Annotated in this window: 11 protein-coding genes; 7 read left to right on the top strand and 4 right to left on the bottom strand. The window is 67.9% G+C overall.

All coding sequences use genetic code 11. The features are described from left to right. A partial coding sequence (locus tag R1101_RS0108650) for a hypothetical protein (RefSeq protein WP_081494058.1) occupies nt 1–423 on the top strand: 423 nt, incomplete at its 5' end. Nucleotides 424–426: 3 nt separating this feature from the next. Here the strand turns inward: R1101_RS0108650 and R1101_RS0108645 are convergent. Further along, nucleotides 427–1,263 (bottom strand): DUF1206 domain-containing protein, encoded by an 837-nt coding sequence (locus R1101_RS0108645; protein ID WP_016933042.1) that lies wholly within the window; start codon nt 1,261–1,263, stop codon nt 427–429. Nucleotides 1,264–1,393: 130 nt separating this feature from the next. Between R1101_RS0108645 and R1101_RS0108640 the strand changes: the two genes are divergently transcribed. Both R1101_RS0108640 and R1101_RS0108635 read left to right on the top strand, forming a co-directional pair. Continuing rightward, the gene (locus R1101_RS0108640) at nt 1,394–4,711 is read left to right on the top strand and encodes a bifunctional proline dehydrogenase/L-glutamate gamma-semialdehyde dehydrogenase (protein ID WP_016933041.1); all 3,318 of its coding nucleotides are present in this window, start codon (nt 1,394–1,396) and stop codon (nt 4,709–4,711) included. 66 nt (nt 4,712–4,777) lie between these two features. After that, complete coding sequence (locus R1101_RS0108635; protein WP_016933040.1) at nt 4,778–5,158, top strand: hypothetical protein; 381 nt, start codon at nt 4,778–4,780, stop codon at nt 5,156–5,158. A gap of 4 nt (nt 5,159–5,162) precedes the next feature. Here the strand turns inward: R1101_RS0108635 and R1101_RS0108630 are convergent, their stop codons facing one another. Further along, nucleotides 5,163–6,737 carry a hypothetical protein gene (locus R1101_RS0108630; RefSeq protein WP_016933039.1) on the bottom strand — a complete coding sequence of 525 codons (1,575 nt, stop codon included), beginning with the start codon at nt 6,735–6,737 and terminating at the stop codon, nt 5,163–5,165. Between the two features lie 115 nt (nt 6,738–6,852). Here R1101_RS0108630 and R1101_RS0108625 point away from each other — a divergent pair, with 115 nt between their 5' ends. The 3 genes from R1101_RS0108625 (at nt 6,853) to aroD (ending at nt 9,741) form a co-directional block, all read left to right on the top strand. Then, nucleotides 6,853–7,176, top strand: a complete 324-nt coding sequence (locus tag R1101_RS0108625) for a hypothetical protein (protein ID WP_016933038.1) — start codon at nt 6,853–6,855, stop codon at nt 7,174–7,176. A 117-nt stretch (nt 7,177–7,293) separates the two neighbouring features. Beyond that, the gene (locus R1101_RS0108620) at nt 7,294–8,928 is read left to right on the top strand and encodes an MDR family MFS transporter (protein WP_016933037.1); all 1,635 of its coding nucleotides are present in this window, start codon (nt 7,294–7,296) and stop codon (nt 8,926–8,928) included. A gap of 42 nt (nt 8,929–8,970) precedes the next feature. Then, the gene (aroD, locus tag R1101_RS0108615; RefSeq protein ID WP_016933036.1) at nt 8,971–9,741 is read left to right on the top strand and encodes a type I 3-dehydroquinate dehydratase; all 771 of its coding nucleotides are present in this window, start codon (nt 8,971–8,973) and stop codon (nt 9,739–9,741) included. On the opposite strand, the gene R1101_RS0108610 is transcribed toward aroD, so the two are convergent. Together R1101_RS0108610 and R1101_RS0108605 are read right to left on the bottom strand one after the other, a co-directional pair. Further along, nucleotides 9,742–10,110 (bottom strand): fluoride efflux transporter FluC, encoded by a 369-nt coding sequence (locus tag R1101_RS0108610; RefSeq protein ID WP_026003044.1) that lies wholly within the window; start codon nt 10,108–10,110, stop codon nt 9,742–9,744. Beyond that, entirely contained in the window at nt 10,107–10,568 is a 462-nt protein-coding gene (locus R1101_RS0108605; protein ID WP_016933034.1) for a fluoride efflux transporter FluC, read from the bottom strand. The genes R1101_RS0108610 and R1101_RS0108605 overlap by 4 nt, the downstream gene beginning before the upstream one ends. A 185-nt stretch (nt 10,569–10,753) precedes the next feature. Between R1101_RS0108605 and R1101_RS0108600 the strand changes: the two genes are divergently transcribed. After that, a partial coding sequence (locus R1101_RS0108600) for a Na+/H+ antiporter NhaA (protein ID WP_026003043.1) occupies nt 10,754–11,394 on the top strand: 641 nt, incomplete at its 3' end.

Here is an 11,394-nt window from a genome sequence, read left to right as displayed (position 1 = left end):
CACCATCGCAGAACCCTGCGCGCAACGGTCGCGCTGCTCGCACCACTGGCACTGCTCGCCGGTTTCGCACCCGGCGCGGGCGCAGCGGACACCGACACCCGAGGAATGTGGACGGTCAGCACCCGCGGAGACACCGTGGTGCTGAAACTGATCTATACGTCCCCACCGGACGAGGACTATCCCTTCCTCTGCGTCGCAGCGCTCGGCACCGGCGAGTCCGGAACCGCGGAGATCTACGGCGCGAATTACCAGACCCTCGAGTTCACGGGAATCTCCGCCGGACGCAATGTGGCGACCGCGAGTTGCGAGGACGACGACGGGGAGTTGCGGCCGGTGGGCGCGATCGAGTTCGACCTGCCGGGCCCACCGACCCTCCACTACGTCGCCACCGAATACTTCCGGTTCGACGACGGGGACGACTGAGCGTCACATCTTCGCGTCGCGCGCCATGACGAAGCTGTACAGGCCGTAGACCGCGATACCGAGACCCATGAGGACGAGCAGCACCGCGCCGAAAGGCTGTGAGCCCAACGTCTTCAGCGCCCCGTCGAGTCCCGCTGCCTTCTGCGGGTCGGCCTGGAAGACCGCGACGATCACCAGCACACCGACGAGACCGATCGCGAGTCCCTTCGCGACGTATCCGACGACACCGAGGCGCTCGACGAACGTGCTGGGACGACCCTTCAGGTCGTCGACGAAGTTCTTCGACACCCCCTTGTAGACGTGATAGGCACCCACCCCGAGGATCACGAGTCCCGCGACGACGAGGACGAACTTGCCCGCGCCGGACTGCAACAGCTTCGCCGTGAGTCCCGCGTTCTGTTCACCGCTGGACTTGCCGCTGCCGCGGGCGAACCCGAACGCGGTGTAGGCGAACGCGAGGTAGACCACGCCGACGCAGAACGCCTTGAACCGATCGAACACCTTGTCCTTCGTGTCGGCGTCGGGCCGTTCCGGCTCCGATGCCTTGCCGAAGGCCGCTTCCGCGAAGCGCCACAGACCCATCATCACGAACACGACGACGGCGACCCACAACGCGATCTTCCCGCCGGGCTGCGCGCCCAGCTCTGCCATCGCACCGGACTGCGAGGCCTCCTGCTCACCGCGGCCGAACGCGACCCGGATCGCAAGGTAGCCGATGAGCAGGTGCACTATGCCACTGCCGACGTAGCCGGCACGGGCGAACTTCTCGAACACGCCGTTCTGCGCGACGCGGTCGGCGGATGCCGACGCGCCGTGCGACGCCGGGGCCTGACGGTTCACTCTCGTCTCCTCGATGGTCGGGACTGTCCCCTTCGCGCTGTATTCCCGAGACCGCGGACCGCAAACGCGAACCGCCTCCGATGGGTAGATTGGCGTCAGGTTCGTCAACGCCGTCGATCGGAGGCGCATCGTGCGGATCGTCGAGGATGCCGTCGCCCTGGCCCGCCGGTGGGCGGAGGAATCGGCGCATGTCGCCCCCGACCGTGCGGCCCGCCACCTGGCCGACGTCCTGAAGGATCCGCACGGACTCGAGTTCACCGTCCGCTTCGTCGACGAGGTGATCCGCCCCGAGGACCCGGTGGTGGCAGCGCATGCCCTGGCCGAATTGTCCCGGAACATACCGGATTTCCTGCCCGTTCACCTGCGGGCAGCCGTGAGGGCGGGCGGAACGATCGGCCCCCGTTTCCCGCACCTCGTCGTTCCCGCCGCGCGCCGCGCTCTCCGCGCGATGGTGGGCCACCTCGTCGTCGACACCGACGACGCCGCGCTCGGCAGGGCGATCGCACGACTGCGTCGTCCCGGCATCCGGCTCAACCTCAACCTGCTGGGCGAGGCCGTGCTCGGCGACGCCGAAGCCCGGCGCCGTTTCGACGGCACACTCGCCCTGCTGGCACGCGAGGACGTCGACTACGTCTCGCTCAAGGTCTCGGCGGCGGTCGCGCCGCACTCGCCGTGGGCGTTCGACGAGACCGTCGCGGACATCGTCGACCGGCTCACCCCCCTCTATCGGCTCGCCGCGAACTCGCCGACACCGAAGTTCGTCAACCTCGACATGGAGGAGTACCACGACCTGGAGGTGACGGTCGCGGCGTTCACGAGCCTGCTGGACCGGCCCGAGTTCCTGCATCTCGAGGCCGGAATCGTGCTGCAGGCCTATCTCCCCGACGCGCTGCGCACGATGATGCGACTGCAGGAGTGGGCGGCGGCGCGACGCGCACGTGGGGGCGCGGCGATCAAGGTGCGGGTGGTCAAGGGCGCCAACCTGCCGATGGAGCGGGTCGACGCGGCGCTGCACGGCTGGCCGCTCGCCACATGGCACACCAAGCAGGAGACCGACACGAACTACAAGCGCCTGCTGCACTACGCGTTCACCCCCGAGCGGATCGAGAACCTGCGGATCGGCGTCGCCGGTCACAATCTCTTCGACATCGCCTACGCGTGGGTGCTCGCGGGTCGCCGGGGAGTGCGGCACGGGATCGACGTCGAGATGCTCCTCGGCATGGCGCAGAGTCAGGCCGAGGTGATCCGCCGACAGGTCGGCAGCCTGCTGCTCTACACACCCGTCGTGCGCCCCGACGAGTTCGACGTCGCCATCTCCTATCTGGTGCGCAGGCTCGACGAGGGGTCCGGGCAGGACAATTTCATGTCCGCCGTGTTCGATCTCGCCGACGACCCCGCGCTGTTCGGACGGGAGGAACAGAGATTCCGCGTGTCGGTGGCGGCGCTCGACGAGACGGTCCCCTCCCCCCATCGCACGCAGAACCGGCAGGAACCACCACCATCGACAGCGCCGCCGGCGATGTTCGCGAATACGCCGGATACCGATCCCTCCCTGCCGCAGAACCGCGAGTGGGGTCGTCACATCCTCGAACGGGTACCGTCGTCGAAACTCGGCCTCGACACGGTACGGGCGCACATGCTCTCCTCCGAGGACGAGCTCGAGCGCGTGCTGGCCGACGCGGCCGCCGCCGGGCGCTCGTGGGGTGCCCGCAGCGGCGCCGAGCGCGCGGAAATTCTCGAGCAGGTCGCCGACGTACTCGAAACGCGCCGCGCCGATCTGCTCGAGGTGATGGCGGCCGAGGGCGGCAAGACTCTCGACCAGTCCGATCCGGAGGTCTCGGAAGCAATCGACTTCGCGCGGTTCTACGCAGGGCGGGCCCGCGAACTCGACAGCATCGACGGTGCGCGGTTCGTGCCGTCGATCCTCACGGTGGTGACGCCGCCCTGGAACTTCCCGGTCGCGATCCCGGCGGGGTCGACGCTCGGGGCGCTGGCCTCCGGTTCGGCCGTGATCCTCAAACCCGCGACACTCACAGCGCGGTGCGGCTCGGTGCTCGCCGAGGCGATGTGGGATGCGGGTGTACCGCGCGATGTGTTGCACCTCGTCCACGCCGACGAACGGTCGCTGGGCTCGATGCTCGTCGCCGACCCCCGCGTCGACCGGGTGGTGCTCACCGGCGCCTACGAGACCGCGGAGCTGTTCCGCTCGTTGCGTCCCGGTATGCGGCTGCTCGCCGAGACCAGCGGCAAGAACGCGATCGTCGTGACGCCGAGCGCCGATCCGGATCCGGCGGTGCGCGACGTCGTGCAGTCGGCCTTCGGCCATGCCGGGCAGAAGTGCTCGGCGGCGTCGCTCGTGATCCTCGTCGGGTCCGTGGCGACGTCGCGTCGATTCCGGGATCAGCTCGTCGACGCGGTGCGTTCGCTGCCGGTCGGTCCCGCGCACGACCCGCGAACGCGCATGGGGCCGTTGATCGAACCGGCCCGGGACAAACTGCTCACCGCGCTCACCGAACTCGAGAACGGCGAGTCGTGGCTCGTCGAACCGCAACGCCTCGATGAGGAGGGGCGACTGTGGAGACCCGGCGTGCGCACCGGCGTGCGACGCGGGTCGCGCACACATCTCGTCGAATTCTTCGGTCCGGTGCTGGGGGTGATGACCGCGGCCGATCTGGACGAGGCGATCGCGATCCAGAACGAGGTGGACTACGGACTCACAGCGGGCCTGCATTCGCTCGACTCCGACGAGATCGCCCGTTGGCTCGATCGCGTCGAGGCGGGAAATCTGTACGTGAATCGCGGTATCACCGGAGCCATCGTGCGACGGCAGCCGTTCGGGGGATGGAAGAAGTCGTCGGTGGGAGCAGGTTTCAAGGCGGGCGGCCCGAATTATCTCTTCGGTTTCGGGTCCTGGGAGGGCAGTGCGCCGGCCGAGGATGCGTTGCGCCGGGTGTTCGAGAACGACGAGCGGGTGTGGGCATCGGAATTCGCTGTGCCACACGACGTCACCGGCCTGTCGGCGGAGCGGAACTTGTTCCGGTACCGGCCCGTTCGCACACACATACGCCTCGGTGAGAGTGGACGGCCGGCCGAACTCGTGCGCGTGCTCGGCGCGGCCGCCCGGACGGGCGCACCGGTGGACATCTCTTCGGCTTGCGCCGTCGATCTCGTAAGATGTTCGAATACAGCAGGTTTCGACGGCCGTGTACGTGTGGAGAGCGATGCGGAATGGGAGGAACGGATGGTCGACGTGGCACCGGCACGTGTCCGCCTCATCGGCGCAGCGCCGCCCGTCGCATGGAACACCCGATGCGACATCGCAGTGTTCGACCATCCGGTGACCGCAGCCGGACGAATCGAAATGCTGCCGTTCCTGGCCGAGCAGGCCGTCTCGATCACCGCACACAGATTCGGCACACCGCATCGGCTCACCGACGAGATCATCTGAAAACAAACCCGGAATCGGTTCTCCCGAAGTCCTGTGAACCCCGGCACTGTGAGGTGGAATAGGAAAATGGATATCGCCACGACACCCCCGACCGAACGTCGCAAGCTCGCACTGGCGGCGGTGAAAGAACTCGGGCCTCAGCGCACCGAGAAGGCCGTCGTCAAGGTGCGCTGCCCCAAGGGGCACACCCTCGCCGCGGTGTACAGGACTTCCGAGGGGCAGGTGGTGGTCTCCCGCAGTGGCCCGGGTGGACGCGGCAACCGCGACCGGGAAGCCACACCGCACAACGGCACATCACTCAATTCGGAATTCGTGGACACCCTCGAGGCGACACAGTTCGAGGACGACGAAATCCCCTCGGGCTGCGCGTGCGGTCCGCGAACGCTCTCGCGTAAGAAGATGCAGGACGCCGTCGCATCGCACGAACACGTCGTCAACCTGACCTGATCTCTCACAGACCGAAACGCAACTGCACCCGGAACACATCGAGCACCTCGTCGACCCATCCGAGGATCGAGAGCGTCGAATCGATGTTCTGCGGTGGCGTGCACACCAGGGTGTCGTGCCGGATCAGACGCTCGAAATCCACGGCGACGGGGCCGGTCCGCACCGTTCCGTTCGGCGTCCGGAATTCGACGCCGGCACGCACCATCACGTCGACGACCTCCTGGGCGAGGATCCCGTAGGCGACGGTCGTCGGGTGCACGCCGTCGAGGGAGAACAATCCCCCACTGTCGCGACCACCGTGGCCGTCGGCGGACAGGAAACGTGTGTCGGGCACCGGGTCGAGTGCGGCGAGCGCCGGCGGCAGGGGATACGGCTGCCACCACGCCGGCCGCGCTTCGAGGTCGTCGACGTAGCGGCGGGCGGCCAGACGGTCGAGGATGCCGGCGGTGTCGAGCAGATACCAGTCCAGTCCGGCGCGACGCGCATCGGCGACGGCCCGGGTGATCGTGTCGTCGAACAGGTCGATCGCAGCATCGACCATCCGGGCCTGCGCACCGGTGATGTGTTCGTCGCGGGCGGCATCGAAGCGGCGCTCGTCCACCCAGGGCCGGGTGTAGTAGGGGAAGTACGGTGAGCCGTTCTTCGTCCCGATTCCCCGGGCGATGGGCGCGATGGTGACGTGGGGGACGGTGCACAGCACCACGTGCCGCGCGTCGATGTCGCGGAGCTTCGCGACGACCTCGGCGAACTCGCTGTCGAAATGTTCGGGCTGCCAGATCGTGTAGGCCTGTTTCGCGTCGAGGTCGCGGAAGTCGTCGCCGCTCCAGACGATCCGCAGTTCGGTGATGGTCCGCAGCGCGTTGTTGGAACCGAGGAAGACTACGAGGGTCTCGATGCCCTCGCCGGTGTCGTCGCCGTGGTCGGTGCCGAGCTCGCGGGCGACGTCGAACAGGGTCATCCCGCGGCGTCGTTCGTCGGCGTTCGGATAGACGTACAGCGCCGCCCGTTCCCCGTTGTTCTCGACGAGTTGCCGCACGAGGTCGTCGCGGGGTGCGCCGATGCGGTCCGCGCAGTCGCGGGCGGTCTTCTGCAGCGCGTCGCGCAGATCCCAGCCGAAGCACGACAGGTTGTGGAGATATCCGACGAGCGGCGGTGTCGCGCCGGGCCCGCGTTCCCAGTAGTCCTCGACCTCGCCCATGAAGCCGCGCGCCGTGAACAGTGCCGCCGGCAGTTCCCACGGTTCGAGCGTCGTCCCGTGCCGCTCCTCGATCCGGCGCAACAGCACTTCGGCGTTCAGCGGCAACCCGCCCGGCCCGCCGAAGCGCGGATACCGCAGGTCGGTGCCGAGCTCGTAGGCGACGATCGCCGGGACGGAGACGTCGGTGTTGTAGATCGCGCCGCTCTGGAAGCCCTGCAGCAGAGAGTCGCCGAGAGCCACCAGACGGTGCGGGGGTGTGCCGCGGAAGGAGCGGGGGACGTCGATGCCGAGGGTGGGGTCGACGACGGGCACCCTCGGCGGTTCGGCGGCACGCGCCACGACCGTATCCGGTGTGCCCTCCGGGATCCCGTCGGACGTCATCACGCCTCCTCAGGCCCCCTCATCGAGGGTAGGCACACGACACCGTCGTCGTTGTCGAAAACTCGGCACATCGTCGACGACAACCTCGGTCAGGGGCGACGCGTACCTTCGGAGCATGAGCGACGCCGACTTCGCCCACACCGATCGCGCCGAGAAGAACCGGCGCGACAAGGCCGTGACCCTGGCCCGGTATGCATGGAATCGCGGCATCTCGGGAGCCGAACTGCTCGCCATGACCGACGAGACGAGGCGCAAGCTGGCCCGGGCTGCGGACGCGCATCCGCCGCGCACGATGGAGACCTGGGAGCTCGCGGCGAGATTGATGGACGAGAAGACGGCGTGGGCGCAGAAGCACCCCGATCATCCGGCAGCGGTCCGCACCGACGAGGACGAGAAGATCATGTGGGTGAAGCCGCCCGCGCGGTCCTGGTTCGAGTGACCGGGAGGAAATCGCCTTGCAGCAGAAGTTACCGAGTGCAACAATTCCCGATCGCCTCACTCATATGCAGGCCACCTTCACATAACAGCTCGATATTCCTATTCCGACAGGAACACCGTGACCACCACCTCGGAACCACTGGTTCTCACCCAGCGACGGATCTGGATCATCTTCTCCGCGCTCATCGCGGGCATGATGCTCGCCAGCCTGGACCAGACGATCGTCTCCACCGCCATGCCCACGATCGTCGGGCAGCTCGGCGGCGTCGAGCACCAGGCGTGGATCACCACCGCCTACCTGCTCGCGGTGACCATCGTGATGCCGATCTACGGCAAGTTCGGCGACATCTTCGGGCGTCGGCACCTGTTCCTCATCGCGATCGGCGTGTTCACCCTCGCGTCCGCGGCGTGCTCGACGACCGACGACTTCTGGACGTTCGTGGTCTTCCGCGCGATCCAGGGCTTCGGCGGTGGCGGTCTGATGATCCTGTCGCAGGCGATCATCGCCGACATCGTGCCCGCCAGCGAGCGCGGTAAGTACATGGGCCCGCTCGGTGCGATCTTCGGACTGTCGGCCGTCGGTGGCCCCTTGCTGGGCGGCTTCTTCGTCGACCACCTCACGTGGGAGTGGTGCTTCTACATCAACGTGCCGGTCGGCATCATCGCGTTCGTCATCACCTGGTTCGCGCTGCGCCTGCCGACGAAGCGTCCGACCAAGAGGATCGACATCCTCGGTGTCGTCACGCTCTCGCTCGCCACGACCTGCCTGATCTTCTTCACCGACTTCGGCGGCGACACCGACCGCGGCTGGGCCGATCCGCTGACCTGGTCGTTCGGCGCCGGTCTCGTGGTGTTCGTGTCCCTGTTCGTGCTGGTCGAGTCGCGGGCACAGGATCCGATCATCCCGCTGTCGCTGTTCCGCAACCCGATCTTCGTCAACGCCACCGCCATCGGTTTCGTGCTCGGCCTCGGCATGTTCGCCGCGATCGCGTTCATGCCGACCTTCCTGCAGATGTCGTCGGGCACGTCGGCCGCGGTCTCGGGTCTGCTGCTGCTCCCGATGATGGCCGGTCTGATGATCACCTCGATCGGGTCCGGTTTGGCCATCACCAAGACCCAGCGGTACAAGATCTATCCGATCGCGGGGTCGCTGATCACCGCCGCAGGCATGCTGTGGCTGACCACCCTCGAGGGCGACACCCCGCTGTGGGTGATCTGCTCGATGCTGTTCGTCTTCGGTCTGGGTCTCGGCCTGATCATGCAGGTCGTGATCCTGATCGTGCAGAACGCCGTGCCCGCCGACGAGATCGGCACCGCGACGAGTTCGAACAACTACTTCCGCGAGGTCGGTGCGGCGCTCGGGGTGGCGATCTTCGGCACGATCTTCACCAACCGTCTCTCGGAGCAGCTCGTCGAGGTCTTCACCGCTGCCGGTGCGACACCCGAGCAGGCCGGGCAGGCCACCGCGACCGTCGATCCGGCAGCGATGAGACTGCTGCCCGATCCCGTTCGTGAAGGTGTCATCGACGCCTACGCCGACTCGCTGGCGCCGGTGTTCTGGTACCTCATCCCGTTCCTGCTCGTCGCGTTCGTCCTCGCGTGCTTCATCAAGGAGATCCCGCTCTCCGACGAAGCGCTCATGGTGGCGCGCGGCGAGGCGGTCGCCGACCCCGCGAAATCGTCGAAGGACCACACCGTCGTGGTCGTCGAGGAGTCCGAGGACGCTGCGGAGAGCGGCTCGAAGCGCACGTGATCGAATAGGTCCGGCCAGCGGACGAGGGAACGGAGACGGCACGTGGGACGAACGATCACACCGGTTCGCGTCAAGGACGTGGTGATCGGTGACGGTGCACCCACGATCGTCGTCCCCGTCACCGGCCGGACCCCCGGGGCGTTGCGCGAGCAGATCGCGGCCGTCGCCGCCCGGGCCGACGTCGTCGAATGGCGCGTGGACTTCTTCCACACCGTCGACGACGTCGCCTCGGTGGTCGCGCAGGCCGGGGCCCTGGCCGAGCAGTTGCCGGGCACTCCCCTGCTCGCGACGTGCCGCACGTCGAACGAGGGCGGGGAGATCGCGATCGGCGACGAGGCGTACGCCGATCTGACGGTCGCACTCGCCGAGAGCGGCAGCGTGGATCTCGTCGATGTGGAGTACCGGCGCCACCGCGCCGCCGTCGAGCGGATCGTCGCGGCGGCCCACGCCCGCGGTGTCGCGGTGGTGGCGTCGAACCACGATTTCGACGCCACTCCGCCGAAGGACGAGATCGTCGCGCGGCTGCGGCAGATGCAGGATCTCGGCGCCGACATCTGCAAGATCGCCGTCATGCCCCGCTCGACCGGCGACGTGCTGACCCTGCTCGACGCGACCCGCACGATGCACGAGGACCACGCCGACCGCCCGTTGATCACCATGTCGATGGGCGGTCTCGGTGTGGTGTCGCGGATCGCCGGTCAGGTCTTCGGATCGGCGGCGACGTTCGGGATGGTCGGTACCGCATCGGCGCCCGGTCAGGTCGACGCCGACGAGCTGCGCGCGGTGCTCGAGCTGATCGACCGCTCGCGTTGATCACCACACGGCGGCGAGACCGAGCCCGGCAGCGGCCGCGACGATCGTGGTCGCGAGAGTGCCGAACGCGATCGCCGCGGCGCCCGCGTACCGGCCTTGCACGATCAGGCGCACCGAGTCGACGCTCGTCGTACTGAAGGTCGTGTAGCCGCCGCAGAAACCGGTCCCGGCGATCGTGAGCATCGTCGTCGGGGCGTCGTGGAACAGCGCGGCGCCGGCCAGGATGCCCAGCAGCAACGACCCGGTGATGTTGATCAGGACGGTCGGCCACGGCAGCGAGGCGGTGAACCGGGCGCGCAACGCGCTGTCGACGACGAACCGCGTCACGGCACCGACGCTGCCGGCCAGCGCCACCCACACTGCGATCACCGCGGTGCACCCCGACGGTTCCCGAACCACGCTCCCAGCGCGACACCGATGCCGGTCGCGACGAGGCCGGCCGGCACCGTGCCCAGCGCATAAGTCGCCGCGGCGACGAACTGACCGTCGCGGAGCAGCAGGTCGGTGTCGACCGCGAGAGCGCTGTAGGTGGTGAACGAGCCCAGCGCGCCGGTGCCTGCACCGAGCCGGACGACGCGACGCCAGGACGTATCCGGACCCGTCCGCACCAGCGACTCGAGCAGGATCCCCAGCAGCAGGGCGCCGACGACGTTGATCGCGAAGGTCGTCGTCGGCCACGCGCCGTTGCCGGCCGGGAAGGCCGTGCCGAGCCCGTAACGGGCTGCGGTGCCGATGAGCCCGCCGACCGCGACGGCTGCCCACGCGGCCGGCTGCAGATGTATCGCCTGTGCAGGCGAGTACCGTTGCGGCTCGGCGGGATCGACCATTCGGCGTTCCTTCCGCAGGCACCTACGAGTTGCGTCGGTCCGGACATGCGGCGTCGTCGGACGACACCGAGAGCACCGTACGGTACGGTGGGCAGCGGTGTGCCGGGAAGTCTGGTCGGCGAGTCGTGTCCCGTGGTGTGCACCGGCCTCGTCGGTCGCATCTTTCTGCCCCCGAGGAATCCGTGATGCCCACCCCCTTCTCCGGTCTTCCCCTGCTGTCCCGAGGTTCCTGGGAGGAATCGCGCCGCGTGGCCGACATCCTCCGCAAGGAGACCGTCGGCGGGATCCTGCTCCTGATCGCCGCGCTCGCCGCGTTGATCTGGGCCAACACCGCGTGGTCGGACTCGTATCATGCACTGCGCGACACCACGATCGGTCCCGCCGCGCTGCACATGGACCTGTCGTTGGGCACGTGGGCGGCCGACGGTCTGCTGGCGGTGTTCTTCTTCGTGGTGGGAGTCGAACTCAAACGCGAATTCATCGAAGGCGACCTGCGTGACCTGCGCCGCGCCGCAATGCCCGTCACGGCCGCCCTCGGCGGAATGATCGTGCCCGCACTGATCTTCGTGGTGGTCAACGTGCGCGGCGGTGCCGAGGCGTTGAACGGGTGGGCGGTACCGACTGCCACCGACATCGCTTTCGCCGTGGCGATCCTCGCCGTCATCGGTACCCATCTTCCTGCCGGCTTGCGCACCTTCCTGCTCACCCTCGCGGTGGTCGACGACCTGCTCGCGGTCACGGTGATCGCCGTCTTCTACACCGACGATCTGAACCTGCTCTACCTCGCCGGGGCGTTGCTGCCGCTGGTGGCATTCGGATTCGCACT

It is taken from the genome of Rhodococcus sp. R1101, from assembly GCF_000278445.1.
Classification (GTDB): domain Bacteria; phylum Actinomycetota; class Actinomycetes; order Mycobacteriales; family Mycobacteriaceae; genus Rhodococcus; species Rhodococcus gordoniae.
Note: the sequence above shows the minus strand (reverse complement) of the source record. Positions and strands in the feature narration are given on the sequence as shown.

Coding starts and splice junctions, on each gene's coding strand:
- R1101_RS0108635 (WP_016933040.1), top strand. CDS start 4,778: ATGGATATCGCCACGACACCCCCGACCGAACGTCGCAAGCTCGCACTG.
- R1101_RS0108605 (WP_016933034.1), bottom strand. CDS start 10,568: ATGGTCGATCCCGCCGAGCCGCAACGGTACTCGCCTGCACAGGCGATA.
- R1101_RS0108625 (WP_016933038.1), top strand. CDS start 6,853: ATGAGCGACGCCGACTTCGCCCACACCGATCGCGCCGAGAAGAACCGG.
- R1101_RS0108630 (WP_016933039.1), bottom strand. CDS start 6,737: ATGACGTCCGACGGGATCCCGGAGGGCACACCGGATACGGTCGTGGCG.